Here is a 25,374-nt window from a genome sequence, read left to right on the forward strand (position 1 = left end):
ACGAGGTCCGTGCTGTGAAGTTTTCCTTCCGTCCCACCGAGGGCGCCTTCTACGAGCTCTTCACCAGGGCCGCGCAGAACCTGGTGCGGGGTACCGAGCTGCTCAACGAGCTGGCGCTGCCGGGCGTCGACGTCCAGTCGGTCAGCGAGCGGTTGACCGAGGTCGAGCACGACAGCGACCAGATCACCCACGACCTGTACAAGAAGATCAACTCCACCTTCATCACGCCCTTCGACCGGGAGGACATCTACCGCCTGGGCTCGCTGCTCGACGACGTGATGGACCACCTGGAGGCGGTCGGCGACCTGCTCTACCTGTACGGGCTGACCGAGCTGCCGGCGCTGCCCCGCGAGCTGCACGAGATGGTCAACGTGCTCGACCAGCAGGCCAAGCTGACCGCCGAGGCGATGCCCCGGCTGCGTTCGATGAAGAACCTCGAGGACTACTGGATCGAGTGCAACCGCCTGGAGAACGAGGGTGACCGGATCAACCGGCAGCTGCTGGTCCGGCTCTTCTCCGGCGAGTACGACGCGCTGACCGTGCTGAAGATGAAGGAGGTGGCCGACGAGCTGGAGGCCGCCTGCGACGCCTTCGAGCACGTGGCCAACACGGTCGAGACCATCGCGGTCAAGGAGTCCTGATCCCGTGACTCCCGAACTCATCGCCGTGCTGGCGGTGATCGTGGTCGCCATGGCGTTCGACTACACGAACGGCTTCCATGACGCGGCGAACGCGATCGCCACCAGCGTGTCCACCCGGGCGCTGACCCCCCGGGTCGCCCTCGCGCTGGCCGCCGTCGGCAACTTCGTCGGCGCACACTTCGGCGCCGGGGTGGCCAAGACGGTCGGCGACGGCCTGGTCACCCTGCCACCCGGGGTGGCCAGCCTCGGGGTGGTCTTCGCCGGCGTGCTCGGCGCGATCGCCTGGAACCTGATCACCTGGTACTTCGGCCTGCCGTCGTCCTCCTCGCACGCCCTCTTCGGCGGCCTGGTCGGCGCGACCCTGTTCGCCAACGACGGCGTCGTGCAGTGGGGCAACATCGTGCAGAAGGTGCTCATCCCGATGGTGCTCTCCCCGGTGGTCGGCCTGGTGCTCGGCTTCCTGGTGATGCTGGCCATCCTGTGGCTGTTCCGGAAGGGCCAGCCCGGCAAGCTCAACCGCGGCTTCCGCTGGGCGCAGACCGCCTCGGCGGCCGCCATGTCGGTCGGCCACGGCATGCAGGACGCCGCCAAGACCATGGGCATCATCGTGCTGGCCCTCTACACGGGCGGCTTCCAGGAGTCCAAGACGCACATCCCGCAGTGGGTCTTCTGGACCTCGGCGGCCATGCTGGCCGCCGGCACGTACGCGGGCGGTTGGCGGATCATCCGGACCCTGGGCCGGAAGATCATCGACCTGGGCCCGCCGGAGGGCTTCGCCGCCGAGACGGTGGCCAGCGCGGTGCTCTACTTCAACGCCCTGGTGCTGAAGGCCCCGATCTCCACCACCCACACGATCACCTCGGCGATCATGGGTGTGGGCGCCACCAAGCGGCTCTCCGCGGTCCGCTGGAACGTGGCCGGCAACATCGTGATCGCCTGGGTGATCACGTTCCCGGCCGCCGCGATCATCGCCTGCCTGGCGTACCTGCTGGTCCGTCCGCTGTTCTGAGCGCGGTGTGCGGGGCCTCCGGCAGCGACCGGGGGCCCCGCGTCACGTGTAGGAGACGCCGATCCGGGCCCGGATGTCGTCGAGCAGCGCCATCACCTCGAGGGTGGCCGAGTGCGGCACCAGCGGGCTCTCGATCAGCCCGGCCGCCAGGCAGCGCTGCACCTCGATCGCCTCGTACTGGTAGCCGCCGCCGGTCGGGTCCGCCGGGATGGTCTCCGGCTCCGTGCCGGCCCGGTGCAGCACCGCCGCGGCGGGCCGGTAGAACGGCTCCGGCAGGTCGATCCGGCCGGTGGTACCGGTGATCGCCGCGGTGATCGCGGTGGCGCCGATCATCCCGCAGCTCAGCGTCGCCACCGCCCCGGAATCCCAGCCGAGGACGATGCCGGTGTTCTCGTCCACCTGCTCGGGGCTGATCCGGGCCCAGGCCCGCACGTGCTGCGGCACGCCGAGCAGCAGGTGGGCCAGGCTCAGCGGATAGATCCCGAGGTCGAGCAGGGCGCCGCCGCCCAGCGTGCGGGCCCGCATCCGGTGCTCCGGCGGGAACGGGCCGGCCGCGCCGAAGTCCGCCCGGACGTGGGTGACCTCGCCGATGGCGCCGTCCGCGATCAGCTCCAGCACCCGCAGGATCAGCGGGTTGGTCCGCATCCACATGGCCTCCATGAGGAAGAGACCGCGGGCGCGGGCCGTCTCGATCAGCTCGGTGCTGCTGGCGAGGTCCAGTGTGCAGGGCTTCTCCACCAGCACCGCCTTGCCACCGGCCAGGCAGGTCATGGTCGCCTCGTGGTGCGCGGCGTGCGGGGTGGCGACGTAGACGACGTCCACCTCCGGGTCCGCGGCCAGTTCCGCCCAGGAGGCGTACGCCCGGGACGCGCCGTGCCGCTGCGCGAAGAGCTCCGCGCTCTCCCGGGTACGCGAGCCCACCGCCACCAGTTCGGCCCCCGGCACGAACCGCAGGTCCTCGGCGAAACGGCCGGCGATGTATCCGGTCGCGAGGATTCCCCAACGAGTCATGCCGGCACGCTATCCCGGGCGGCTGGGCCGGCGACAAGAAGATCCACCCGTCGGGAAACCCGGCCCCGTCTCTTCGCCGGCCAACTGCGCAGCGCGTCGCCCGGCGGCCGCCGGACGGATGAGTTACCGGCCGGGAACTAGGCTCGGCGCATGACGATCGACGGCTTCGCCGCACCCCCCGCCCTGGTGGAGCACGCCCGCCGGTTCCGGGCCGAGGGCGGGGTGCCGGCCGTACCCCGGGTCGCCGCCACCGTGCTGCTGCTCCGCCCGGCCGCCGACGGCTTCGAGGTCTACCTGATCCGCCGGGTGGCCGCGATGACCTTCGGCGGCATGTACGCCTTCCCCGGCGGCGGGGTGGACCGCTCCGACTCGGAGGCGCACCTCGGCTGGGCCGGCCCGGATCCGGCGGCGTGGGGCGAGCGGCTCCGGCTCGACCCGGCCGCCGCCCAGGCGGTCGTCTGCGCCGCCGCCCGCGAGGTCTTCGAGGAGGCGGGCGTGCTGCTGGCCGGGCCGGACACCGGCACGGTGGTGGGCGACGTGAGCGGCGACGACTGGGAGACGGCCCGGCAGGACCTGGTGGCCCGGCGGGCCGGCTTCGCCGACCTGCTGGCCGGGAAAGGGCTCACCCTCCGGTCCGACCTGCTGCTGCCGTGGAGCCGGTGGATCACCCCCGAGTTCGAGCCGCGCCGCTTCGACACGTACTTCTTCGTCGCCCTGCTGCCCGAGGGGCAGCGGACCCGGGACGTCTCCGGCGAGGCCGACCACACGCTGTGGCTGCGCCCGGCGGACGCCCTCACCCGGGTCGAGGCCGGGGAGTTGACCATGCTGCCGCCCACCATGGTCACCCTGGCCGAGGTGGCCGCCGCCGGCGACCTGGCCGGCGTGGCCCGCGCCTCGGCCGGCCGCGATGCCGGCACCCCGGTCACCCCGCGCCTCGACCTCTCCGATGCCGAGGCGCCCCGCTTCCGCCTGTCCTGACGGTCAGCCGGCGGCGCGGAGGTAGCGCTCGGCGAGGGTACGCAGGAGGTCGGTCAGCTCGGGCGGGTCCTCGACGGTGAAGTCGAGGTCGAGCAGGCCGAGCCAGACCGCGATGGTCTCCAGCCGGTCGGCGCCGGTGTGCAGGAGGCAGGCCGTGTCGCCGGCCGGCTCGACCGTGCCGACGGCCGGGTTGATCCGGTCGGCGACCACCTCGGCGGGGGCGTGCACCCGGATGCGCGCCCGGTGCCGCCACGCGGCCGAGGAGACCCCCTGCCGCACCCGGTCCACCACGTCACCGGGCAGCTCGCGGGCCGCGAACCGGGGGCCGGTCGGGGTACGCGGGGTGATCCGGTCCACCCGGAAGGTGCGCCAGTCGTCCCGGGCCGGGTCGAACGCCACCAGGTACCAGCGCCGGCCCCAGTTGACCAGCCGGTACGGCTCGACGTCCCGCCGGTCCGCGGTGCCGTCGTGCCGGACGTAGTCGAAGCGCAGGCGCTCCCGGTCCCGGCAGGCCGCCCCGATCGTGCTGAGCGTCCCGGCGTCCACGGTCGGGCCGGGCTGGTCGTGCGGGACGCGCACGGTGTGCGTGTGCAGGGCGGTGACCCGGCGGCGCAGCCGGTGCGGGAGCACCTGCTCCAGCTTGGCCAGCGCCCGCAGCGAGGTCTCCTCGATGCCGGCCACGCTGCCGGCCGCGGCGGTGCGCAGCCCGACCGCCACGGCCACCGCCTCCTCGTCGTCGAGGAGCAGCGGGGGCAGGGCCGCGCCGGCACCCAGCCGGTAGCCGCCGACCGCGCCCCGGGTGCCGTGCACCGGGTAGCCGAGCGCGCGCAGCCGTTCCACGTCGTTGCGTACGGTGCGGGTGCTCACCGCCAGGCGCTCGGCCAGTTCGGCGCCGGTCCACTCGCGTGGCGTCTGCAACAGCGACAGCAGGCGCAGCAGTCGCGCCGAGGTCTCCAACATGTGCCGGATTCTGCCAGCGCATTAGGAACGAGGCCTTCCTAATCCCTTCCTACGCTCATGGCATGGCAGACAACACCGCGATCGTCCCGTTCCGTATCGACGTCCCCCAGGCCGACCTGGACGACCTCGCCGACCGGCTGGCCCGGACCCGCTGGGCCGAGGAACTGCCCGCCGACCCCGACCCGGCCGCCCCCGCCGGCCCGGTCCCGCCCGGCTGGGAGTACGGCGTCCCGCTGAGCTGGGTGCGGCGGCTGGCCGAGCGCTGGCGCACCGGCTACGACTGGCGGGAGTGGGAGGCGCGGCTCAACGCGTACCCGCAGTTCACCACCGAGATCGACGGGCAGCGGGTGCACTTCCTGCACGTCCGCTCGCCCGAGCCGGACGCCACCCCGCTGATCCTCACCCACGGCTGGCCGGGCACCGTCGTGGAGTGGCTGGACGTGATCGGGCCGCTGACCGACCCACGGGCGCACGGCGGCGACCCGGCCGACGCCTTCCACCTGGTCATCCCGTCGGTGCCGGGGTACGGCTTCTCCGGGCCCACCCGGGAGCGCGGCTGGAACCGCCACCGGGTGGCCCGCGCCTGGGCCGAGCTGATGCGCCGCCTCGGCTACCAGCGGTACGGCGCGGCCGGCAACGACCTCGGCGCGTTCGTCTCGCCGGAGGTGGGCCGGGCCGACCCCGAGCACGTGCTCGGGGTGCACGTCACGCAGGTCTTCTCCCTGCCGTCCGGTGACCCCGCTGAGTTGGCCGGGCTCACCGAGGAGGAGCGGGGCAAGGTGGCGTTCGCCGACTGGTTCGTGCAGCGGCGGGGCGGCTACGACAAGCTGCACTCGACCGAGCCGCAGAACGTGGCGCACGCGCTGGCCGACTCGCCGGTGGGCCTGCTCGGCTGGCTGGGCCAGCTCATGGGTGACCAGATCGACGCCGACCACGTGCTCACCAACACGACCATCTACTGGCTGACCAACACGGCCGCCTCGGCGGCCCGCTACTACTACGAGGACGCCGAGTCCGTGCACCCGACCCAGAAGGTCAACGGGCGCGGCACGGCGCTGCCGGAGCCGACCACGGTGCCGCTCGGCCTGGCCAACTTCGCCTGGGACTTCCAGTCGATCCGGACGCTCGCCGAACGCGACCACAAGAACATCGTCTCCTGGCACACGTACGACCGGGGCGGGCACTTCGCCGCCCACCAGGCTCCGGACCTGCTGGTCGCGGACCTGCGGCAGTTCTTCGCCGCGCTGCGCTGACCGACCAGGCTCCGGACCTGCTGGTCGCGGACCTGCGGCAGTTCTACGCCGCGCTGCGCTGAGCCGAGAGGGCACGTTGAGAAGGGCCCCTTCCCACGCCGTAGGCGTCAAGAAGGGGCCCTTCTCTGTGGCTCAGCCGAAGCGGCCGGTGATGTAGTCCTCGGTCTTCTTCTGGCTCGGGTTGCTGAAGATCTTCTGGGTGTGGTCGTACTCGATCAGCCGGCCCGGGTCACCGGTCTTCTCGATGGAGAAGAACGCGGTCCGGTCCGACACCCGGGCGGCCTGCTGCATGTTGTGCGTGACGATGATGATGGTGAACCTGTCCTTGAGCTGGAACATCAGGTCCTCGATGGCCAGCGTGGAGATCGGGTCCAGCGCCGAGCAGGGCTCGTCCATCAGCACCACCTGCGGCTCGACCGCGATCGTGCGGGCGATGCAGAGCCGCTGCTGCTGGCCGCCGGAGAGGCCGGCGCCGGGCTTGCCGAGCCGGTCCTTCACCTCGTCCCAGAGGTTCGCCGAGCGGAGCGCCTTCTCGGCCGCCTCCTCCAGGATCGACTTGCGCTTCACGCCGTTGAGCCGCAGCCCGGCCACCACGTTCTCGAAGATGCTCATGGTGGGGAACGGGTTGGGCCGCTGGAAGACCATGCCGATCATCCGGCGGACCGCGGTGACGTCCACGTCCCGGTCGTAGATGTCCTGGTGGTCGATGGTGAGGCTGCCCTCGACCCGGGCCCCCGGCAGCACCTCGTGCATCCGGTTGATGGACCGCAGGAAGGTGGACTTCCCGCAGCCCGAGGGGCCGATCAGGGCGGTGACCGTCTTCGGTTCGACGGTGAGGTTGATGTTCTCGATCGCCTTGAACCCGCCGTAGTACGCGGTGACGTTCGTGGCTTCGATGCGCTTGGCCATGGTGGCGGTACCTCCGGGGTTCATCGGCCGAGCCGGTTGCGGCGGGCCAGCACCTTCGCCGCGATGGTCAGGACGAGGACGAGGGCGACCAGGGTCAGCGCCGCCGTCCACGCCCGCGCCGGCGAGTACTTCGAGGCGTCGCCGGCCTGCTGGTAGACGAAGAGGGCCAGCGACGACTGGTTGTTCTCGAACGGGTTGACGTTGATCGCCGCCCCGCCACCCGCGACGAGCAGCACCGGGGCGGTCTCGCCGGCCGCCCGCGCGATGGCGAGCATGACGCCGGTGACGATCCCGGGCAGCGCGGTCGGCAGCACGACCCGCAGGATGGTCTTCCACTTCGGCACGCCGAGGGCGTACGCGCCCTCCCGCAGCGGCGCCGGGACGAGGCGGAGCATCTCCTCGGTGGAGCGGACCACGGTGGGCAGCATGAGCACGCTCAGCGCCAGCGCGGCGGCGAAGCCGGAGAAGCTCGGCCGGCCGTCGTTAAACCACGGCGAGACGATCAGCACCCAGAAGGCCAGCACGAACAGGCCGGAGACGATCGACGGGATGCCGGTCATCACGTCCACGAAGAAGCGGATGGCGAAGGCGAACCGGCCTCGGCCGTACTCCACCACGTAGATCGCGCAGAGCAGGCCGAGCGGGACGGTGATCAGGGTGGCGATGCCGACCTGCTCCAGGGTCCCCACGATGGCGTGGTACGCGCCGCCGTTCGCGTCCCGCGCCCCGATGTTGTTCATCGAGGTGCCGAAGAAGGTGCCGTCCAACCGCTCGGCGCCCTTGCTGACCAGCGTCCAGACCACCGAGGCCAGTGGCAGCACCGCGAGCACGAAGGCGGAGTGGATCAGCGCGCTCCAGGTGCGGTCGCGGGCCGAGCGCCGGCCCTCGACCGCGTTGGCCGCGACGAAGAGGCCGACCAGGTAGAGCAGGGCGGCGAGGACCACGACGAGGACCGGGCCGCCGATGCCCGCGCCGTAGACGATGCCGGCGGCGGCCAGCAGGGCCCCGAGGGCGATGGCGGGCGCGGCGTACGCCGGCAGCCGCCGGGCCCGCAGCGTGACCGGCTGGGCCGGTGGCTGTGAGCGGTGGGTGGTGACGGTGGTGGTCATGCGGGGCTTCCTTCAGTTCGCGACTGCGGGGCTCGCAACCCCGGCGCGCTCCTCGCGCTCACGCCGCGGACTCCGTGAACTCGCGGCGGCGGTAGATGATCGCCCGCGCGGTGATGTTGACGATCAGCGTGATCGCGAAGAGCACCAGGCCGGAGGCGATCAGCGCGCCGCGTCCGGTGTCGTTCGCCTCGCCGAACGCGTTGGCGATGTTCGCGGCGATGGTGTTGCCGCCGTTCTGGATCAGGTTGAACGAGATGCCGAAGGTGATGCCGAGGGTCATCGCCAGGGCGATGGTCTCGCCGAGCGCCCGGCCGAGGCCGAGCATCACGGCGGCGATGATGCCGGGCCGGCCGTACGGCAGCACGGCGGTGCGGATCATCTCCCAGCGGGTGGCGCCGAGCGCCAGGGCGGCCTCCTCGTTCGCCGTGGGCGTCTGGAGGAACACCTCGCGGGAGAGGGACGTGATGATCGGGAGCACCATGATCGCCAGGACCAGCGCGCCGAGCAGGATGGACCTCCCGAACGGGCCGTCCCCGCCGAAGATCGGGATCCAGCCGAGGTAGGTGTTCAGCCAGGCCGAGAAGTCGCGTACCGGCTCGACGAAGATGTCCCGCCCCCACAGCCCGAAGACCACGCTGGGCACGGCGGCCAGCAGGTCGATCAGGAAGCCCAGCGCGGTGCCGAGCCGGCGCGGCGCGTAGTGGGACAGGTAGAGGGCGATGCCCAGGGCCACCGGCACGGCCATGAGCAGCGCGAGCGCCGAACTGAGGACGGTGCCGAAGGCGAGCGTCCCGATGCCGAACTTCGGCTCGGTCTGGTTCGGCGACCAGCCCTCGTAGGTCCAGAAGTTCTCGGTGTTCGCGCGGAGAGCCGGCACGGCCTTGGAGATCAGGAAGACCGCGATGGCCGCGATGATGACGAGCACGGCGGTGCCGGCGGCCATGGTGAGGCCACGGAAGGCCTTCTCCGCGCCGAACGCCTTGGCCCGGGGCAGCGCGTCACCGCCGCCGAGCCCGTGGTCGGGCGGACGGGGGGTTCCGGGGATGTCGGCCACACGCGCCGAGGCACCGGCGGACCACCCGTCACTGCTGGGGACGGAGGGGCCGCCGGTGCCGGCGTGCGCCGAGCGGTGAGGGGTCTGACCCATCTGGTCGCTCGCTTCGGGAGTGGTGGTTACGGTCAGGAGAGGTTCTTGACCGCGGCCTCGACCTTGGTGCGGACCGAGTCCGGCAGTGGCGCGTAGCCCAGCTCGGCGAGCTGGGACTGGCCCTCGCTGCTGGCGGCGAGGCCGAGCAGGCCCTTGACCAGGGGGAGCTTGTCGGCCGGGAGGCCCTTGCTGCAGACGATCTCGTAGGTCGCCAGGACGATCGGGTAGGCCCCGGCCTCCGTGGTGTTGTAGTCGATCGACATCTTCAGGTCGTCGCCCTGGCCCTCGACCTTGGCGCCGGCGATGGTCTTGCCGGCGGCCTCGCCGGTCAGCTCGGTGAACTCACCGGCACCGTTCTTGATCTTGGCCTTCTTCAGGCCGGAGTTATCGGCGAAGGAGAGCTCCAGGTAACCGATCGCGCCGTCCGCGCCCTTGACCGCGCTGGCCACGCCGTCCGAGCCCTTGGCGCCGGTGCCGCCCGGCGCCTTCCACGCCTTGGTGTGGTCCAGGGTCCAGTCGGTGGCGGCGGCCTTCGACAGGTACTTGGTGAAGTTGTCGGTGGTGCCGGACTCGTCCGAGCGGTGGACGGTCTGGATCGTGGTCGACGGCAGCTTGGCGTCGGGGTTCTCGGCCTTGATCGCGGCGTCGTCCCACTTGGTCACCCTGCCGGTGAAGATCTTGGCCAGGGTGGGCGCGCTGAGCTGGAGGTTGTCCACTCCGTTGACGTTGTAGGCCACCGCGATCGGGCCGATGACCATCGGCAGGTGGATCGCCTGGCCACCGGCGCACTTGGCGTCGGCCTGCGGCTGCTCCTCCGGCTTCAGGGCGGAGTCGGAGCCGGCGAAGTCGGCGGTGCCGGCGATGAAGGCCTGGATGCCGGCGCCCGAGCCGGAGGGCTCGTAGTTGATGGTGGTGCCGGCGCACTTCTGCTGGTACGCCTTGATCCACTCGGCCATCGCGTTCTTCTGCGCGGAGGAGCCCTGCGCGTTCAGCGTGCCCTTGCCGCAGTCGACGGCGGCGGCGGAGCCCGAGGCGGAGGTGCCGGTCGGCTCGTTGTTGTCCGAGCCGCAGGCGCTGAGACCGAGCACCGCGGTAAGAGCGAGGCAGGCGATGGCGCCGTGCCGCTGGAGCTTCACCTGAGGGGTTTCCCTTCACGTCTTTGGTCAGGTCGCCCGGGCGGGCCCGGGTGCCGGCGCTGACCGGCTGACACGAAAGTTAGAAGTGCCAGGTGGACGCAGCGCCGGTCGGAAGTGAACGGGGAATGAACAGGTCCGACCGACCGGGTGACCCTGCGCTGAGGGAGGGTTGTCCGTTACGTGAACTCGCGGCCCGCTATCGCTACTTATCCGGTTTATCCGGGCACACCCACCGGCAGACCCCACCGGCGCACCCGACCGGAGCCGCGGCTCAGCCGGGGTGGTGAGGGGGTGCGGGTGTGCTCAGCCGAGGTGCTGGGGGCGTGCTCAGCCGAGGTGGTAGTTGACGTGCGCCGACCAGCGGGCGAAGCCGAGCCGCTCGTAGAGCGCGACCGCCCCGGTGTTGGACTCGTCCACGTAGAGCATCACCCGGTCCAGCCCGCGCCGGTCCCGCAGGTACGCCAGCCCGGCCGTGGTGAGCGCCCGGCCCAGCCCGCCCCGGTGCGCGGTCGGGTCCACCCCGAGCACGTAGACCTCGCCGATCCGGGCGGAGCCGGGGCGTTCGTGCACCTTGGTCCAGTGGAAGCCGAGCAGCCGGCCGGACGCGGAATCGACCGCGAGCAGGAACCCGGCCGGGTCGAACCACGGCTCGGCGAGTCGCAGCCGCAGGTCGGCGTCGGTCCACCGGCCCTGCTCGGGGTGCTGGGCGAAGGCCGCGTTGTTGAGCGCGAGCCAGGCCTCGTCGTCCGTGCCGGGACGGAACGCGCGCAGCTCGACGCCGTCGGGCAGGGTCGCCTCGGGCAGGGCCGCGGTCAACGGCCGGCGCAGCTGCCAGAGCACCCGGGCGCGGGCGAACCCCAGGTCGACCGCGAGCGCGGCGGCCGACGGGTGGTCGCCGTGCGCCCAGGCCCGCAGCGGCCCGGCGGCCGCGGCCAGCACCCCCCGGGCCAGCGCCCGCCCGGTGCCCCGCCGCCGGTACGCCGGATGCACCACCAGTTCCACGCCGATGCCGCCGGTCGGGTCGGTGGTGTCCAGGTGGGCGTACCCGGTGAGGGTGTTGTCGGCGGCGCGGGCGGTGAGGTGCACGGCGGGCGCCTCCGGGTCCCGCAGCCGCAGCAGCACGTGCTCGTCGAGCGGGTCGGCGCCGTCGGCGTCCCCGGCGGCGCCGGCCAGCCCGATCACCTCGGCCACCTCGTCCGGCGCCAGCCGGTCGGCGCGGGCGACACGGTCGGCGGTCGGCGCGGTGCTGCTCATCCCGTCACCGTAGCGGCCGGCGGGCCGCCGATCATGCCGGACGCGGGGAGCGACGGGTGGCGGTCGTCACGTGGTGCCGGCGGGCAGCGCCTCCAGCTGGAACCGGTCCAGCAGCGCCGGCAGCAGGTCGCGCAGCGCGTCGACGGTGCCGCTCCGGTCGCCGCCGGCGTCGTGCAGCAGCACGATCGAGCCGGGCCCGGTCTGGGCGAGCACGGTGCTGATGATCGCCTTGGCGCCGGGCGCCGTCCAGTCCGACGGGTCGACCGCCCAGTGCAGCGGGACCATGCCCAGCTCCGTACAGATCGAGACGATCGGCTTGGTCCAGTTGCCGCCGGGCTGCCGGAAGTACTCGATCCGCGCGGTGGGCACCGCGGCCCGGATGGCGTCGCTGGTGCGGCTCAGGTCGGCCTGGATGGTGTCCGGCGACCGCTTGCCGAGGTTCTCGTCGTGGTTCCAGGAGTGGTTGCAGAGGGTGTGCCCGTCGGCCACGATCGCCTGGATCAACTCCGGGTGGGCCTCCGCGTTCTCGCCGACCACGCAGAAGGTGGCCTTGACGTGGTACTCCTTCAGCAGGGCGAGCACCTGCGGGGTGTAGCGCGGGTCGGGACCGTCGTCGAAGGTGAGCGCGATCTGCGACGACCCGGTGGAGATGCGGCTGCCGTACGGGCCCTCGTCCTCGGCGGGCGCCTGCTGATCGGTTTCCGGGCCGCTGGGGCTGGCGTCGGGTGTCGGCCGGGCCGGCGCCGGGAAGTCCGTGCTGGGCGGCTGGTCGGCGTAGTGCGGGCCGGTCACGCTGGCGCTCACCCCGGTGTTGCGGGGCGGCGGATCGGGGATCAGGCTGCGGCCGAGCGTGTAGGCCGAGCCGAGCAACGCGGCCACCACCAGGGTCACGATCGCCGCCGTCCGCAGCCTCGCGCCCGACATCAGCGGTCCCGCCCGCCCGGGCCGGCGCACCGGTCCCTGGTCGCCCCCGTGGTCCGCGCAAGCACCGTCGCCCCCTCTGAAACCGGCTATTCCGGCAGTCAGCATAGGGTCCGACTAGTAGGGCAAAAGGGGCGTATAGGAAAGTTCAGCGGAAGGGGGTGGGCGGTCCGGCCTCCCGTCAGACCGGCAGCGGCGCGGGCTCCGACTCCGGCAGCGAGCGCGAGGGCGGCACCACGAACTTGTAGCCGACCTGCCGCACCGTGCCGATCATCGACTCGTACTCCGAGCCGAGCTTGGCGCGCAGCCGCCGCACGTGCACGTCGACCGTCCGGGTGCCGCCGAAGTAGTCGTAACCCCAGACCTCGCGGAGCAGCTGGTCCCGGGTGAACACCCGGCCCGGGTGCTGGGCGAGGAACTTGAGCAGCTCGAACTCCTTGTAGGTGAGGTCGAGCGGGCGGCCCTTGAGCTTGGCCGCGTAGGTGTCCGGGTCGATGGTCAGCTCGCCGGCCCGGATCGACCCGCCGGCACCCGCCGTCGCGTTGCTCAACCGGCCCACCGCGAGCCGCAGCCGGGCCTCCACCTCGGCCGGACCGGCCCCGGCCAGGATGACGTCGTCCACGCCCCAGTCGGCGTTCAGCGCGATCAGACCGGCCTCGGTGACCACCGCGACCAGCGGCACCCCGAGCCCGGTGGCGTGCAGCATCCGGCAGGTGGCCCGGGCCTCGCTCAGCTCGGAGCGGGCATCCACCAGGACCGCGTCCGGGCTCGGGCCGGAGACCAGCGTGCGCACGTCGCGCGGCGCGGTGCGGACCGAGTGCGGCAGCAGGTCGAGCGCCGGCAGCACCGCCGATGGTTCACCTGCGCGCGCGGTCACCAGCAACAGGAGCTCCACACGATCACCTCCGTCCCGGCGGCCGTCCGGCCGCGCGCGACCAGCGGCCCTCCCGGCGGGGGGAGGCGCTGAGAATTGGCGGGGGTCCCGGCGTCGCTGACGGGCGGGTAACGGCTTGAGCGTAACCGATCGCCCGCCCTGCGCCTCCAGGTCGTTTCCCCGTATGCCCGATCTGCCCTCGATCGCGGCGCAGGTTTTAACGTTGCCGAAACCGTGACCTCCGCCCGGGCGGCCCGGTCTGGCACGATCGGGGCGTGTTTCCCTCGACCTCGCCCGACACCGGCCCCGAGCCGTGGGCCGACGACGCCCGTCCAGGGCCGGCCGGCCCGTCCCGTGGCCACCCGCCGGGCCCGCGCACCGGCCCGGACGACGGCGAGGAGCCGCGCGCCAGGAAGGGCCCGCGCCGGCTCCGCAAGGGCGGCCCCGGGCGCCGGCCCGACGACGCCGAGGCTGACGAGCCCGAGGAGGAGGTGCCGCCGGTCCCGGTGCGCCGCCCGCTGGCGCTCACCGTCGCCGGCTTCGCCGCGCTGCTCGGCGTCGGCCTGGTGCTCGGCGCGCAGACCGCCGGCCCGGGGCACCGGTTGCCGTTCGCGTTCATCATCTTCGGCGTCCAACTGCTCTTCGTGCTCGCCTGGACGATGGCCATGCGGCCGCCCGCGCTGCTGGTGGTCGCGCTGGTCAGCGCCGCGACGGCCGGCATCGCCGACGCCGCCGCGGTCCGCTCCGACATCGCCGGGCTGGCCCCGCTCGGCTACGCCGCGGTCGCCGGCCTGGTGCTCGGCGTGCTCGGCCAGCTGTTCCGCCGGGTGGACCGGGTCCGGGTGACCGACTCACTCGGCGGCACCCTGCTGATCGTGGTCGGGGTGGTCGCGTTCGCCACCCTGATCGTGCTCAGCCGGATCCCGAAGGGCACCCAGGCGATCACGGTCTGCCTCACGGCCACCGGGGTGGCGCTCATGGTGGCCCGGTTGACCGACGCGATCGCGCCCTGGCCCCGGCTCGCCCCGCAGGTGCCCCGCGGCGCCGCCGGCGTGGTCGTGGGCGCCATGCTCGGCACCCTGACCAGCGCGGTGCTCGGCAGCTACCTGGTCGGCTTCACCCCGACCAGCGCCGCCCTGGTCGGGCTGGTCACGGCCGCCACGGCCGTGCTGGCCGACCTCGCCGTCGGGTACGCCGAGGCCGGCCGGCTGATGGCCGGTGAGCCGCCGACCATGTGGGTCGCCCGGCACATGCAGGGCCCGCTCGGCGGGTTCGCCCTCGCCGCGCCGGCCGCGTACGCCATGTGCGTGCTCTTCCTCTGAACGCGCGGTTGGGGGATCGACGCTCCGGGTAAGTAGCGTTGCGCCACCAGGCGGCGTGACCGCCGCGGGACGGCGACCGACAGCGAGGACAGGAGGCGGCGTGGCAGAGGCCAATCCGGCATACGAGGAACGGCCCCGACGGCGCGGCCGGAAGGTGCTCGTCGGCTTCGTCGTCCTGCTGCTGATCGTGGCCGGGCTGCTGGTCGTCGCCGACCGGCTGGCGGCCGGAGCGGCCGAGCGGGCCATCGCCGACCAGGTCGAGCAGGAGGTGGCCAAGCAGGACGCCCGGTCCGCGCCGCCCCAGGTCGAGGTGAGCGGCTTCCCGTTCCTGACCCAGGTGCTCGCCGGCAGGTACGAGCACATCTCGATCGTGCTGACCGACGTGCAGGGCACCGTGCAGGGCGGCGCGGTCAGCGTGCCCCGGCTGGACGTGGACGCCCGCAACGTGACGGCGTCGCTGGACACCCTGCGTACCCGGCGCGGGGACGTGACCGCGGAGACCGTCGACGGGCGCGGCACCATCACCTACGAGAGCCTGGCCAAGCTGCTCGACCGGCCCGGTCTGAAGCTGGGCGAGCAGAACGGCAAGCTGATCGTGACGGCGCCGGTGGACGTGCTGGGCGTCAAGCTCACCGTGCACGGCACCGCCGACGTCACCGCCACCAACGGCAAGGTCGCGCTGCGCTTCAGTGACCTGACCGCCGACGGGCTGCCGAACCTGCCGCTGGCCCGCCAGGTGGTGACCAACTACGCCAAGGGCATCTCGATCGACGTGCCCCTGCCGGAGCTGCCCTTCCAGCTCACCGTCCGCAAGGTGGAACCGAGGCCGGAGGGCCTGGCGGTCACCGCCGACGCGAAGAACGTGCCGATCAACAACGTCGGCTGACCCCGGCCCTGCGCACGGCCCGACCACCGGTCGGGCCGTGCCGTCCGGGTGTCCCGGCCACGTCGGTGCGTTCCCGGATGCTGGTCGGCCCGGTGGCTTCGGCGCGACCGGCTGGTAGTCTCCCTCCTCATGGGGACCCTCCTCACCAAACGGCGCGCGGTCGACCTGTGCCGCGTGGCCACCTGCCTGTGTCGCCCCGTCATCTGACGGCGGGGCTGTCCTCGGCCGCCTAGGCGGCCACCGGCACGCAGGGTCCACGGACCCCCGGTGTTCCCCCCTGATCGCCCGGCAGCGGCGCCGTCGCACGTACCCGTGATCCGTTCCTAGCTCTGGGTCCCGCGCGTGGTGCGACAATCACCAATTTCGATCTCCGCGCGCAGGCTCACCATCCATCCTCACAGGGAGTGATCTGATGAGTCGCGACACCGCACTCGTCTCGGCCGAGTGGGCCGAGAAGAACATCGACGCCCCGGGCGTCGTCTTCGTCGAGGTCGACGAGGACACCTCGGCCTACGACACCGGCCACATCGCCGGTGCGATCAAGCTGGACTGGCGCACCGACCTCCAGGACCCGGTGCGCCGGGACTTCGTCAACAAGGCCCAGTTCGCCGCGCTGCTCTCCGAGCGCGGCATCGCCAACGACGACACCGTCATCCTCTACGGCGGCAACAACAACTGGTTCGCCGCGTACGCGTACTGGTACTTCAAGCTCTACGGCCACCGCGACGTGAAGCTGCTCGACGGCGGCCGCAAGAAGTGGGAGCTGGACGCCCGCCCGCTGGTCACGGACGCGGTGACCCGCCCGGCCACGCAGTACGTCGCGCAGGAGCCCGACACCGCCATCCGCGCCTTCCGCGACGAGGTGGTCGCCGCCATCGGCACCAAGAACCTGGTCGACGTGCGCAGCCCCGACGAGTACGCCGGCCGGCTCCTCGCCCCCGCCCACCTGCCGCAGGAGCAGGCCCAGCGGGCCGGCCACGTGCCGACCGCGATCAGCGTGCCGTGGTCCAAGGCGGCCAACGAGGACGGCACCTTCAAGTCCGACGACGAGCTGCGCAAGATCTACGCGGCCGCCGGGCTGGACGACAGCAGGGAGACCATCGCGTACTGCCGGATCGGCGAGCGCTCCTCGCACACCTGGTTCGTGCTCCAGGAGCTGCTCGGCCACCGCAACGTGAAGAACTACGACGGCTCCTGGACCGAGTACGGCTCGCTGGTCGGCGTGCCGGTCGCGCTCGGTGACGAGCCGGGGGAGGCCTGAGCCATGACCGCTCCCGTTGCCTCCACCGCCGCCGGCTGCGCCGCTCCCGACCAGGCCGCCCCGCTGCCGGCCAGCCTGGACCTGGAGAAGGAAACCGTCATCACCGGCCTGGTCCAGGCCGAGTCCGGCGAGACCGTGCCGGGCGCGTACGTCCGGCTGCTCGACTCCACCGGTGAGTTCACCGCCGAGGTGGTGACCTCCCCGGCGGGACAGTTCCGGTTCTTCGCCGCACCCGGCGCCTGGACCCTGCGGGCGCTCTCCCGGCACGGCAACGGCGACACCGCCGTCACCGCCGCCCGCGGGATCAACGAGGTGACCGTCACGGTCGCCGCCTGACCCACGCTCTGATCGTGGCCCGTCACCCCCGCGGTGGCGGGCCACGGGTCGTTCGCGCCGGACACCGGGCCACGGGGCGTTGCGCCGGCACCGGGCCACGGGTGGTTCGCGCCGGCCACCCGTGGCGGCGGACCCGCGCCGGCCCGGTGGCGTGCCGAGGTGCCGGCCGGACGCGTCGCCGCCGCGTGACACGATGGGCCGGTGATTGGTGCCGTGCAGGCGGGGTACGCCCCGCCGCCCCGTCCCGACCAGCCCGCCCCGCGCCGGCCCTGGCTGCGCTGGCTGGTGGCCGCCACGGTCGCGTGGGCGGTGCTGCTCGCCGGGCTGACCTGGTGGTCGGTGCGGCGTGACCCGCCGACGGTGAAGGAGCAGCGCACCCTCGACCAGGCCGGGCCGGTGGTGGACCGGGCGATCGGCCGGCTGATGGTGGCGATCGGGGCCGACGGGGTGCCGGCGCTCCTGCCGGACCGGATCGAGCGGGGCTGCCGGGTCACCCCGCTGGCCGACGGCGCCGGGCTGACCCGTGGCGTGGAGGTCGCGATCGCCGGCGACGACGTACGCGATCTGCTGGCGCGGGTGGCCGGCCGGCTGCCGGCGGACTGGCGGGCCGGCGTCCGGGTCGCCGCGGCCGGGCCGGTGCTGCGTGCCGACGCCGGCGAGTTCGTCGCCGTCGAGGGCCGCCCCGCGGGGCCCGGCCGGGTACGGCTCACCGCGGCCACCGGCTGCCGGCCGGTCGGCGCGGGCTACCGGCCGCCGACCGCCACCGGCGGCCCGGAATCCGCCGAGGTCACCGAGGCCCTCACCGGCTGGGGCGGCACGGCCGGGCCGGTCCAGCTGCTGGCCGCGCCGTGCCCCGGCGGCGGCACCGCCCGCACCGCGCGGGCGGAGACAGCCGGCGCGCCGGCCGGCGTCCCGCTGGCCGACCCGTTCCGCGACCGGGCCGGCGACGGCCCGGTGCTGCGCGACTCCGCCGACGAGTACGCCCGGCTGTCCAGCCCGGCGGTGCTGGCCGAGCGCGCCGGCGACCGGGTACGGGTCGCCGTCACCACCCCCTGCCCCGGCTGACCGGTCATGGCCCGCGGCGCTCGTCGTGCGGGCTCCGGCTGCGGCCCAGGGCGTCCACCCGCCCCCACCGGCCGGGGATGTCCAGCAGCTCCAGCCGTCCCATCCCGGGGGGCACCGCCGGGTCGATGATCAGATGCTCGCCCTGCGGCTCCAGGCCGAGCATCACCCGCATCAGCAGCAGCGGCGTCCCCGCCGACCAGGCCTGCGGGCTGCACGCGGTCGGGTACTGCACCGGGTAGTCGGTGAGGCTGCGCTCGTAGCCGGCGAAGGCCTCGGGCAGCCGGCCCTCGAAGAACCGGGACGCGGCGAGCATCGCCTCGCAGATCTGGCCGGCCTCCTCGCGGAAGCCGTACTTCCACAACCCCCAGGCGATGATCGAGTTGTCGAACGGCCAGACCGTGCCGACGTGGTAGCCGATCGGGTTGTACCGGCCCTGGTCGTCGGCGAGGGTGCGGACGCCCCAGCCGGAGAAGAGGCGGGGGCCGAGCAGGTGCCGGGCGACCGCGGCCGCCCGGGGCTCGTCGACGATCCCGCTCCACAACAGGTGGCCGATGTTGGAGGAGAGCGCGTCGACCTGGCGCCCGTCCGGGTCCAGGGCCAGCGCGTAGTACTCCCGGTCGTGGATCCAGAAGTCCCGGTTGAACCGTTCCTTCAGCGCCGCGGCCTCGCGTTCCAGCCGGTCGGCGTACGCCGGGTCCTGCCAGAACGTCCGGGCCAGCCGGGCGCCGCGCAGCTTGGCGTCGTACGCGTACCCCTGCAGTTCGCAGGTGGCCCGGGGGAAGGCGGGCAGCCGGCCGTCGGAGAACGAGATGGCGTCCCAGGAGTCCTTCCAGCACTGGTTCTGCAGCCCGGTCTCCGGATTGCGGGTCAGGTACGAGATGTAGCCGGTGCCGAGCAGGTCCCCGTACGTGTCGAGCCAGGCCAACGCCGCCCGGGTCTCGTGTTCGAGCATCCGGACCAGACTGTCGTCCCCGGTCCACCGCTCGTACTCGTCGAGCAGGATCACGAAGAGCGCGGTCGAGTCGGCCGAGCCGTAGTACGGCGAGTGCGGCTGCTCCTCGAAGCCGGCGGTCTCGCCGTACCGCAGCTCGTGCAGGATCTTGCCCGGTTCCTCGTCCCGGAAGTCGTCCAGCCGGCTGCCCTGCAGCCCGGCCAGCATGAGGAGGGTCGGCGGCACCAGTTCGGGCAGGAACGGCAGGATCTGCAGCGAGGTGAAGATGCTGTCCCGCCCGAACAGGGTCATGAACCAGGGCAGGCCGGCGGCGAGCAGCCGGACGCCGAGCGTGATCGACTCGTACCGGAGGGCGGCCAGGTCGTCGAGGCTGCACCGGTACGCCCCGGCCAGCGGCTCGCAGTCGCAGGCGAGCTTCGGGGCGCGGGCGATCAACTCGTTCTGCTCGACGTGGATCTCCTCGACCGAGCGGTGCCCGCCCAGCGGGATCGTGGAGCGGATGTCCTCGCCGCGGGCGCCGTAGATGACCGTGGCGACGTGCAGCCGGGTGGTCCACTCGCCGTGCGGCCCGACCGCGATCCGGTAGGTGACGCCCGCCTCGTCGATCTCGGCCGGCGGGCCGGTGCTGATCACGGCCTCGCGGTGGAACCCCTCCCGCCGGTAGACCAGCCGCAGCTCGTTGCCGACCACCACGGGCCTGGTGCGGCCCTTCTTCTGCCGCTGGTGCTTGATCTCGAACAGGTCGGCGAAGTCGGAGCCGATGTCGAGCCGGAGCACGAACTCGGCCGCCTGGTCCGCGTGGTTGAGCAGGGTCAGCTCCTCGTCGAAGCTGCCGCCGATGGACCGGCTGCGGATCACCGACACCTTGGCGTCCAGGTAGTGCGTGGGCTCGCCCGGGACCAGGAAGAACCGGGTCCGGTACGAGAGCGAGTCGTCGATGGAGAGCGCGTGCAGCTTCTCCCCGTTGAGGGTGAGCACCCAGTTCGAGATGAACCGGGTGTCGAAGGAGAACAGCCCGGTGGGAAAGTCGAAGGACGGCTCGATGTTGCCGCGCTCGTCGCTGACCAGGAAGGTGTTGCCGTCGAGGATGCTGACCCGTTCGTTCATCCGGGCCGTCCGAGGTGCGCGCGGGCGGTCTCGCGGGGGTCGCGGGCACCGGGCGGGTCGGGGAAGAACCGGCGGAAGAGCAGGAACAGCACCACGTTGCCGCTGAACGTGGCCTCGTTGCGCAGCACCGCCGCCATGCCGGCGGCGCGCCCGGTGACCAGTTTCTCGAACAGGTCGGTGCTCACGGTGAAGGTGGCGTCGGCGGGCAGTTGCTCCCGGCGCACCCGGACGGACCCCGGGGACAGCTCGGCGAACCAGTGCTCGGTGCGGTTCTCACAGGTCAGGTCGACCTGGAGGGTGCCGTGGATGGGGGTGCGCAGCACCGCCGGGGCACGCGCCGGCAGTGTCGCGAAGAACCGCTCGATCGCCTCGCCCACAGGGGAATGGTAGGCAGTGGCCGGACATGTCGGGCGGATATCACCGCTCCCCCCGTACCGGGACAGCCCGGACGGCGGGCGGACCGCGCGGTGGGCGTCAGTCCGGGCGGTCGGGCCGGGCGGGCGGGGTCAGTAGACGAGGGCCTGGGCGCCCTCGGCCATCGCCTCCTCGACGAAGACCGCCGCGCCGGCGATCCGTACGCCGGGGATGACGTCGTCCGGGCCGATGTCCCGGCGGGCCGCGCACTGGGTGCAGGCGGTCACCTTGCCGGTAGCCAGGATCACGTGCAGCAGCTCGCCGAGCGGCGCGGAGTGCGGCAGGTCGAACTCCTGCGCCCGGCCCGGCACCGCGAACCAGGTCGATTCACCGGTCAACCAGAGCGACACGTCGATTCCCGCCGCGGCGGCGGTGGCGGCGACCGTGAAGGCCTGGGCGCAGCGCTCGGGGGCGTCGGCCCCGGCGGTGGCCTTGACGACGAGAGTGCGGGCCATACCGCCCAGCATAGGATGGCCCGGATGGTTACCGAGATCGGGTTCGTCAGCCTGCTGGTCGCCGGCCTGGGCGCGCTCGCCGGTGGCCTGGTGTACCTGGCAGTTCGCATCTCGAGAGGAAAATGGTGAGCGTGAGGAGTGAGCCGGGTTTGCGAGCCCCGCAGTCGCGAACGGAGACGGCCCGGTGAGCGTGAGGAGTGAGCCGGGTTTGCGAGCCCCGCAGTCGCGAACGAAGGTGGCCCGGTGAGCGAGAACCCGCTCCAGCCGCCGTGGCTGAACGCGCCGCCGGTCGACCCGTACCCGTACGAGGAGAGCCACGACCTGCGCGTCGGCCCGAAGCTGCACCGCAGCCTGGACGGGCTGCTGCCGTACATCGGGGTGTGGCGCGGGCGGGGCCGGGGTGGCTTCCCCACCATCGAGGACTTCGACTTCGCCCAGGAGATCCGGATCAGCCACGACGGCCGGCCCTTCCTGTTCTACGAGTCGCGCGCCTGGATCCTCGACGAGCAGAGCCGCCCGGTCCGGCCGGCCGGACGCGAGGTGGGCTGGTGGCGTCCGGTGCTGGACGGCGACCGGGTCACCGACGAGCTGGAGGCGCTGATGACCACGCCGACCGGCGTGATGGAGCTGCACATCGGCAAGCGCACGGGCACCCAGATCGAGTTCGCCACCGACGCCGTGGTCCGGACGGCCACCGCCAAGGAGGTCACCGCCGGCGCCCGCCTCTTCGGCATCGTCGAGGGTGCGCTGCTGTACGCCCAGGAGATGGCCGCCGTCGGTCATCCCCTCAGCCCGCACCTCTCCGCCCGCCTCACCCGGGTAGCCGGCTGACCGACCAACCGTCCGCCCCCACCCGTCCGGCCCGGACGCCTCGGATGCTCACCCGCCCGGCCCGGTGGGGCGGGTCAGGGTGGGGGGAAGGCGGTCAGGGCCAGCAGGGCGGGGGCCAGGGGGGAGCGGGGCAGGGGGGCGCCGTCCAGGGAGCGGATCTCGGCGGGGCCGCGGAGTGACGAGGTCAGCCAGGCGCCGTCCGCGTGGCGCAGCCCGGCCGGGGTGCTCAGCCGTTCCTCGGCCCGCAGGCCCAGTTCCGCCGCGTGGTCCAGGAGCCAGCGGGCGGTCACCCCGGGGAGCACCCCGGTGGCCGTGGCCGGCACCGTGCACAGGGCCGTCCCGGCCAGCCAGACCAGGTTCGCGCTCGGCGCCTCCAGCGCGTACCCGTCGGTGGAGGTCCAGAGCACGTCGTCCACCCCGGCCCGGGCCGCCCAGCGCCGGGCCGCGGTGCTGACCGCGTACGAGGTGGATTTCAGGCCGGCCGGGAGCCAGCCCAGTTCGGGGCGGGCCCGGGCGGCGACCCCGAGCGGCAGGGTGGCCACGGCCAGGCCGTCCCGCCGGGCCCGCACGGTCGCGGCCGGGACCTCGGTCAGGGTGGCGTAGACGGTGGGTGGGCCGCCGCCCTCCGGCCCCCGGGTGCAGACCAGCCGCAGTGCCCCCTCCACCTCCGGCGGCCACCCGGCGCGTACCACGTCGAGCAGTTCGGCCAGCGCGGCGGTGGGCGGCAGGTCCAGCTCGATGGCCGCCGCGCCGGCCCGCAGCCGATCCAGGTGGGCGTCGCGCAGCCAGGGCTCGCCGCCGCGCAGGTGCAGGGTCTCGAAGAGCCCGTCGCCGTGCAGCACGCCCCGGTCGTCGCCGCGCAGCACCGGACGGCCGGCCGGTACGACGCCCCGCCCCAGCACGGCCACCCGCGATGCCACCACGACCGTCGAGCGTAGTGGCGTACCACCTCGGCGGTCGGCGTGGCGCGGCGGCCGAACTATGATCGGACGGTGTCCGAATCCTCCCTGGCGGAACTGCTCCGCTCCCGTGGGCTGCGGCTGACGGCGCAGCGGCAGTTGGTGCTCCAGGCCGTGCTGGATCTGGGTCACGCCACGCCGGAGCAGGTGCACACGGCGGTGCGGGAGGTGGCCGCCGGGGTCAACATCACCACCATCTACCGCACGCTGGAGCTGCTGGAACGGCTCGGGTTGGTGACCCACACGCACCTGTCGCACGGCTCGCCGACCTACCACGCGGCCGGCGAGCACCAGCACGTCCACCTGGTCTGCCGGGAGTGCGGCGGGATCGACGAGATCGATCCGGAGCTGCTCCGCCCGCTGGCCGACCGGCTGGCCGCACAGCGGGGATTCCGGGTCGACATCGGGCACGTGGCGCTCTTCGGCGTCTGCGGCCAGTGCGAGGACGGGGGGACGACGTGATCGACATCGCGGGCGCGGTGGCTGCCGAGGCGATCGACGAGGAGACCCGGGACCAGCCCGAGCCGGCCCACCGGGCCGCCGGGGTCGGCCCGGTGGCGGCGCACTACGGCGACCCGATGCGCGAACAGCGCACGCTGGCCACCGGTGTGGGCCTGGTGGACCGCTCGCACCGGGGGGTGGTGGCGGTACCGGGCGAGGAGCGGATCAGCTGGCTGCACACGCTGACCAGCCAGCACCTGACCGGGCTGCGCCCGTGGCAGGGCACCGAGCTGCTGGTCCTCTCCCCGCACGGGCACGTCGAGCAGCACGCCATGGTCACCGAGGACGGCGAGACCACCTGGCTGGACACCGAGCCCGGGATGACCGGCGGCCTGCTGTCGTACCTGGAGAAGATGCGCTTCTTCAGCAAGGTGGATCCGCGCGACGTCACCGCGGAGCACGCGCTGCTGTCGCTGGTCGGGCCGGACGCCGCGGGCGCGCTCGAGACCCTGGGCGTCGCCGGGCTGGCCGCGCCCGACCTGGTCGCGGTGCCGGGCCCGAAGTTCCGCTCGGGCGAGCTGCCGCCGCGCCCCGGCGTGGTGTACGACGTCAAGCCGCTGCCGGGGGGCGGCTGGGCCCGGCGGGTGGCGCTCGGCGTGGATCTGCTGGTGCCCCGCGAGGCGATGGTCCGGGTGGTCGACGAGTTGCGCGGCGCCGGCGTGCCGGTGGCCGGGCTCTGGGCGTACGAGGCGATCCGGGTGGCCGCCCGGCGGGCCCGGATCGGGGTGGACAGCGACCACCGGACCATCCCGGCCGAGCTGGACCTGGTCGGCCCGGCCGTGCACCTGGACAAGGGCTGCTACCGGGGGCAGGAGACGGTGGCGCGGGTGCACAACCTGGGCCGGCCGCCGCGGCGGCTCGTCCTGCTGCACCTGGACGGGGTGGCCACGGACCAGCCGCCCGCGGCCGGTACGCCGGTGACCCTGGACGGCCGGACGGTCGGCTTCGTCGGCACCGCGGTGCACCACCACGAGCTGGGCCAGATCGCCCTGGCCGTGGTCAAGCGCAACGTCGCGGACGACGCCCGGCTGATGATCGGGGAGTCGGCCGCCGCCATCGATCCCGCCTGACCCGCTCAGGGCGGGAAACTTTCCGGTCCGGCCCGCCCGGATCCTTGATTCTTCCGTCGACGCGCCCGATGGCCGTCGACCGGCGGCCGGCCCTCGGTCTAGGATCCCGGGCATGACCACAGGGACGTTGATCACGGTTGCCCCCACCGGCGCGGAGTCGGCCAAGGCGGAGGTGCCGGCGCTGCCGGTGACCCTCGACGAGCTGCTGCTGACGGCCAAGGAGTGCGAGGCGCTCGGCGCCGCCGTGATCCACGTCCACATCCGCGACGACCAGGCGCGGCCCACCCTCGACCAGGGCCGGCTGCGGGAGACCGTGGCGGCGCTGCGGGAGAGCACCGACCTGATCGTGCAGCTCTCCTCCGGGGGTGCGGTGACCGACCCGGAGGCCGACCGGTTGGCCGTGCTGGACGCCGGTCCGGAGATGGCCTCCTGCACGATGGGCACGGTCAACTTCGGCGACGACGTGTTCCTGAACCGCTGGGAGTTCATCGTCGACCTGCACACCCGGATGCAGGAGAAGGGCGTGGTCCCCGAGTACGAGATCTTCGACCTCGGCCACCTCACCGCCCTCCAGCGGCTGCTCGGCAAGTACGGCCTGCCGCACGGCGGGCACGTGCACGTCGACTTCGTGATGGGGGTGCCGGGCGGCATGCCGGGCAGCACGGCCACCCTGGTCGCCGCCGAGCAGATGCTGCGCGACCTGCCCGAGGGCACCACCTTCTCGGCCACCGGCATCGGCCGCAGCACCATCCCGGTCATGCTGGCGTCGCTGTCGGCCGGCGGGCACCTCCGGGTCGGCATGGAGGACACGGTCACCTACGCCAAGGGGCGGCCGGTCGAGTCGAACATGCAACTGGTCGCCCGCGCGGTCGGCTTCGCCCAGCTCGCGCAGCGCCCGCCGCTGACCACCACCGAGGCCCGCGCGCTGCTCGGCCTGTAAGCCACGTCCCGCCCGGCACTCCTGTACACGTTCGGGTGACGCCGCTGTTCACCCCGGTGCCGGGCCCGCCGGG

General features: G+C 73.2%; 28 protein-coding genes. 15 read left to right on the plus strand and 13 right to left on the minus strand.

Annotated elements, in window-relative coordinates:
* Positions 1-14: 14 nt before the first annotated feature.
* Positions 15-641, plus strand: coding sequence for a DUF47 family protein (locus ACIBPB_RS14980; RefSeq protein ID WP_357325713.1), 627 nt, complete (start codon positions 15-17; stop codon positions 639-641).
* 4 nt (positions 642-645) lie between these two features.
* Positions 646-1,650 (plus strand): anion permease, encoded by a 1,005-nt coding sequence (locus tag ACIBPB_RS14985; protein ID WP_396840179.1) that lies wholly within the window; start codon positions 646-648, stop codon positions 1,648-1,650.
* Positions 1,651-1,692: 42 nt separating this feature from the next.
* Here the strand turns inward: ACIBPB_RS14985 and ACIBPB_RS14990 are convergent, their stop codons facing one another.
* A complete protein-coding gene (locus ACIBPB_RS14990; protein ID WP_396840181.1) occupies positions 1,693-2,661 on the minus strand; it encodes a Gfo/Idh/MocA family protein in 969 nt (322 codons plus the stop codon).
* A gap of 150 nt (positions 2,662-2,811) precedes the next feature.
* On the opposite strand from ACIBPB_RS14990, the gene ACIBPB_RS14995 reads away from it, so the two are divergent.
* A complete protein-coding gene (locus tag ACIBPB_RS14995; RefSeq protein WP_396840182.1) occupies positions 2,812-3,639 on the plus strand; it encodes an NUDIX hydrolase in 828 nt (275 codons plus the stop codon).
* A gap of 3 nt (positions 3,640-3,642) precedes the next feature.
* Here the strand turns inward: ACIBPB_RS14995 and ACIBPB_RS15000 are convergent, their stop codons facing one another.
* Positions 3,643-4,599: a helix-turn-helix transcriptional regulator gene (locus ACIBPB_RS15000; protein ID WP_396840183.1), complete on the minus strand. Its 957-nt coding sequence runs from the start codon at positions 4,597-4,599 to the stop codon at positions 3,643-3,645.
* Between the two features lie 62 nt (positions 4,600-4,661).
* Here ACIBPB_RS15000 and ACIBPB_RS15005 point away from each other — a divergent pair, with 62 nt between their 5' ends.
* Complete coding sequence (locus ACIBPB_RS15005; protein ID WP_396840184.1) at positions 4,662-5,852, plus strand: epoxide hydrolase family protein; 1,191 nt, start codon at positions 4,662-4,664, stop codon at positions 5,850-5,852.
* Between the two features lie 132 nt (positions 5,853-5,984).
* Here ACIBPB_RS15005 and pstB read toward each other — a convergent pair whose 3' ends face one another.
* From pstB to ACIBPB_RS15040, 7 genes are all read right to left on the minus strand, one after another.
* Entirely contained in the window at positions 5,985-6,761 is a 777-nt protein-coding gene (pstB, locus tag ACIBPB_RS15010) for a phosphate ABC transporter ATP-binding protein PstB (protein ID WP_396840185.1), read from the minus strand.
* Between the two features lie 20 nt (positions 6,762-6,781).
* Positions 6,782-7,870 carry a phosphate ABC transporter permease PstA gene (gene pstA / locus ACIBPB_RS15015; RefSeq protein ID WP_396840186.1) on the minus strand — a complete coding sequence of 363 codons (1,089 nt, stop codon included), beginning with the start codon at positions 7,868-7,870 and terminating at the stop codon, positions 6,782-6,784.
* 58 nt (positions 7,871-7,928) lie between these two features.
* A complete protein-coding gene (gene pstC, locus ACIBPB_RS15020; protein ID WP_396840187.1) occupies positions 7,929-9,017 on the minus strand; it encodes a phosphate ABC transporter permease subunit PstC in 1,089 nt (362 codons plus the stop codon).
* Between the two features lie 32 nt (positions 9,018-9,049).
* Complete coding sequence (pstS, locus tag ACIBPB_RS15025; RefSeq protein WP_396840188.1) at positions 9,050-10,153, minus strand: phosphate ABC transporter substrate-binding protein PstS; 1,104 nt, start codon at positions 10,151-10,153, stop codon at positions 9,050-9,052.
* A 327-nt stretch (positions 10,154-10,480) separates the two neighbouring features.
* Positions 10,481-11,407: a mycothiol synthase gene (mshD, locus tag ACIBPB_RS15030; protein ID WP_396840189.1), complete on the minus strand. Its 927-nt coding sequence runs from the start codon at positions 11,405-11,407 to the stop codon at positions 10,481-10,483.
* Positions 11,408-11,473: 66 nt separating this feature from the next.
* Positions 11,474-12,331, minus strand: a complete 858-nt coding sequence (locus tag ACIBPB_RS15035; RefSeq protein ID WP_396840190.1) for a polysaccharide deacetylase family protein — start codon at positions 12,329-12,331, stop codon at positions 11,474-11,476.
* A 178-nt stretch (positions 12,332-12,509) separates the two neighbouring features.
* A complete protein-coding gene (locus tag ACIBPB_RS15040) occupies positions 12,510-13,223 on the minus strand; it encodes a response regulator transcription factor (RefSeq protein WP_200210793.1) in 714 nt (237 codons plus the stop codon).
* Between the two features lie 254 nt (positions 13,224-13,477).
* Here ACIBPB_RS15040 and ACIBPB_RS15045 point away from each other — a divergent pair, with 254 nt between their 5' ends.
* The 6 genes from ACIBPB_RS15045 to ACIBPB_RS15070 all read left to right on the plus strand — a co-directional run bounded on the left by ACIBPB_RS15045 (position 13,478) and on the right by ACIBPB_RS15070 (position 18,072).
* On the plus strand, positions 13,478-14,524 hold the full coding sequence (locus ACIBPB_RS15045) for a hypothetical protein (protein WP_396840191.1): 1,047 nt from the start codon (positions 13,478-13,480) through the stop codon (positions 14,522-14,524).
* A gap of 100 nt (positions 14,525-14,624) precedes the next feature.
* Positions 14,625-15,410, plus strand: a complete 786-nt coding sequence (locus ACIBPB_RS15050) for a DUF2993 domain-containing protein (RefSeq protein ID WP_357325756.1) — start codon at positions 14,625-14,627, stop codon at positions 15,408-15,410.
* 129 nt (positions 15,411-15,539) lie between these two features.
* Positions 15,540-15,617: an Ms5788A family Cys-rich leader peptide gene (locus tag ACIBPB_RS15055; protein WP_311202345.1), complete on the plus strand. Its 78-nt coding sequence runs from the start codon at positions 15,540-15,542 to the stop codon at positions 15,615-15,617.
* 205 nt (positions 15,618-15,822) lie between these two features.
* Entirely contained in the window at positions 15,823-16,671 is an 849-nt protein-coding gene (locus tag ACIBPB_RS15060) for a sulfurtransferase (protein ID WP_396840192.1), read from the plus strand.
* Positions 16,672-16,674: 3 nt separating this feature from the next.
* A complete protein-coding gene (locus ACIBPB_RS15065; RefSeq protein ID WP_396840193.1) occupies positions 16,675-17,007 on the plus strand; it encodes a DUF1416 domain-containing protein in 333 nt (110 codons plus the stop codon).
* Positions 17,008-17,211: 204 nt separating this feature from the next.
* A complete protein-coding gene (locus ACIBPB_RS15070; protein WP_396840585.1) occupies positions 17,212-18,072 on the plus strand; it encodes a hypothetical protein in 861 nt (286 codons plus the stop codon).
* A gap of 4 nt (positions 18,073-18,076) precedes the next feature.
* Here the strand turns inward: ACIBPB_RS15070 and ACIBPB_RS15075 are convergent, their stop codons facing one another.
* The 3 genes from ACIBPB_RS15075 to ACIBPB_RS15085 form a co-directional block, all read right to left on the minus strand.
* The gene (locus ACIBPB_RS15075) at positions 18,077-20,131 is read right to left on the minus strand and encodes a glycogen debranching N-terminal domain-containing protein (protein ID WP_396840194.1); all 2,055 of its coding nucleotides are present in this window, start codon (positions 20,129-20,131) and stop codon (positions 18,077-18,079) included.
* A complete protein-coding gene (locus ACIBPB_RS15080; RefSeq protein WP_396840195.1) occupies positions 20,128-20,508 on the minus strand; it encodes an SCP2 sterol-binding domain-containing protein in 381 nt (126 codons plus the stop codon). Before ACIBPB_RS15080 ends, ACIBPB_RS15075 begins: the two co-directional genes overlap by 4 nt.
* 129 nt (positions 20,509-20,637) lie before the next feature.
* Positions 20,638-21,012 carry a DsrE family protein gene (locus ACIBPB_RS15085; protein WP_396840196.1) on the minus strand — a complete coding sequence of 125 codons (375 nt, stop codon included), beginning with the start codon at positions 21,010-21,012 and terminating at the stop codon, positions 20,638-20,640.
* A 12-nt stretch (positions 21,013-21,024) separates the two neighbouring features.
* On the opposite strand from ACIBPB_RS15085, the gene mtfM reads away from it, so the two are divergent.
* Complete coding sequence (gene mtfM / locus ACIBPB_RS15090) at positions 21,025-21,129, plus strand: small membrane protein MtfM (protein WP_046570768.1); 105 nt, start codon at positions 21,025-21,027, stop codon at positions 21,127-21,129.
* A 114-nt stretch (positions 21,130-21,243) separates the two neighbouring features.
* Positions 21,244-21,831 (plus strand): FABP family protein, encoded by a 588-nt coding sequence (locus ACIBPB_RS15095; protein WP_396840197.1) that lies wholly within the window; start codon positions 21,244-21,246, stop codon positions 21,829-21,831.
* A 74-nt stretch (positions 21,832-21,905) separates the two neighbouring features.
* On the opposite strand, the gene ACIBPB_RS15100 is transcribed toward ACIBPB_RS15095, so the two are convergent.
* On the minus strand, positions 21,906-22,754 hold the full coding sequence (locus tag ACIBPB_RS15100; protein WP_396840198.1) for an aminotransferase class IV: 849 nt from the start codon (positions 22,752-22,754) through the stop codon (positions 21,906-21,908).
* Between the two features lie 69 nt (positions 22,755-22,823).
* On the opposite strand from ACIBPB_RS15100, the gene ACIBPB_RS15105 reads away from it, so the two are divergent.
* The 3 genes from ACIBPB_RS15105 to ACIBPB_RS15115 all read left to right on the plus strand — a co-directional run bounded on the left by ACIBPB_RS15105 (position 22,824) and on the right by ACIBPB_RS15115 (position 25,301).
* The gene (locus ACIBPB_RS15105) at positions 22,824-23,252 is read left to right on the plus strand and encodes a Fur family transcriptional regulator (protein WP_357325785.1); all 429 of its coding nucleotides are present in this window, start codon (positions 22,824-22,826) and stop codon (positions 23,250-23,252) included.
* The gene (locus ACIBPB_RS15110; RefSeq protein WP_396840199.1) at positions 23,249-24,361 is read left to right on the plus strand and encodes a YgfZ/GcvT domain-containing protein; all 1,113 of its coding nucleotides are present in this window, start codon (positions 23,249-23,251) and stop codon (positions 24,359-24,361) included. The genes ACIBPB_RS15105 and ACIBPB_RS15110 overlap by 4 nt, the downstream gene beginning before the upstream one ends.
* Positions 24,362-24,473: 112 nt before the next feature.
* Complete coding sequence (locus tag ACIBPB_RS15115; protein WP_396840200.1) at positions 24,474-25,301, plus strand: 3-keto-5-aminohexanoate cleavage protein; 828 nt, start codon at positions 24,474-24,476, stop codon at positions 25,299-25,301.
* Positions 25,302-25,374 lie beyond the last annotated feature (73 nt).

The organism is Micromonospora sp. NPDC049836, assembly GCF_044465125.1.
Classification (GTDB): domain Bacteria; phylum Actinomycetota; class Actinomycetes; order Mycobacteriales; family Micromonosporaceae; genus Micromonospora.

Bases quoted from the DNA above. Each gene is read 5' to 3' on its own strand.
- ACIBPB_RS14990 (WP_396840181.1), bottom strand. From the start codon at position 2,661: ATGACTCGTTGGGGAATCCTCGCGACCGGATACATCGCCGGCCGTTTC.
- ACIBPB_RS14995 (WP_396840182.1), top strand. From the start codon at position 2,812: ATGACGATCGACGGCTTCGCCGCACCCCCCGCCCTGGTGGAGCACGCC.
- ACIBPB_RS15000 (WP_396840183.1), bottom strand. From the start codon at position 4,599: ATGTTGGAGACCTCGGCGCGACTGCTGCGCCTGCTGTCGCTGTTGCAG.
- ACIBPB_RS15005 (WP_396840184.1), top strand. From the start codon at position 4,662: ATGGCAGACAACACCGCGATCGTCCCGTTCCGTATCGACGTCCCCCAG.
- pstB (WP_396840185.1), bottom strand. From the start codon at position 6,761: ATGGCCAAGCGCATCGAAGCCACGAACGTCACCGCGTACTACGGCGGG.
- pstA (WP_396840186.1), bottom strand. From the start codon at position 7,870: ATGACCACCACCGTCACCACCCACCGCTCACAGCCACCGGCCCAGCCG.
- pstC (WP_396840187.1), bottom strand. From the start codon at position 9,017: ATGGGTCAGACCCCTCACCGCTCGGCGCACGCCGGCACCGGCGGCCCC.
- mshD (WP_396840189.1), bottom strand. From the start codon at position 11,407: ATGAGCAGCACCGCGCCGACCGCCGACCGTGTCGCCCGCGCCGACCGG.
- ACIBPB_RS15035 (WP_396840190.1), bottom strand. From the start codon at position 12,331: ATGTCGGGCGCGAGGCTGCGGACGGCGGCGATCGTGACCCTGGTGGTG.
- ACIBPB_RS15055 (WP_311202345.1), top strand. From the start codon at position 15,540: ATGGGGACCCTCCTCACCAAACGGCGCGCGGTCGACCTGTGCCGCGTG.
- ACIBPB_RS15060 (WP_396840192.1), top strand. From the start codon at position 15,823: ATGAGTCGCGACACCGCACTCGTCTCGGCCGAGTGGGCCGAGAAGAAC.
- ACIBPB_RS15065 (WP_396840193.1), top strand. From the start codon at position 16,675: ATGACCGCTCCCGTTGCCTCCACCGCCGCCGGCTGCGCCGCTCCCGAC.
- ACIBPB_RS15075 (WP_396840194.1), bottom strand. From the start codon at position 20,131: ATGAACGAACGGGTCAGCATCCTCGACGGCAACACCTTCCTGGTCAGC.
- ACIBPB_RS15085 (WP_396840196.1), bottom strand. From the start codon at position 21,012: ATGCTGGGCGGTATGGCCCGCACTCTCGTCGTCAAGGCCACCGCCGGG.
- mtfM (WP_046570768.1), top strand. From the start codon at position 21,025: ATGGTTACCGAGATCGGGTTCGTCAGCCTGCTGGTCGCCGGCCTGGGC.
- ACIBPB_RS15115 (WP_396840200.1), top strand. From the start codon at position 24,474: ATGACCACAGGGACGTTGATCACGGTTGCCCCCACCGGCGCGGAGTCG.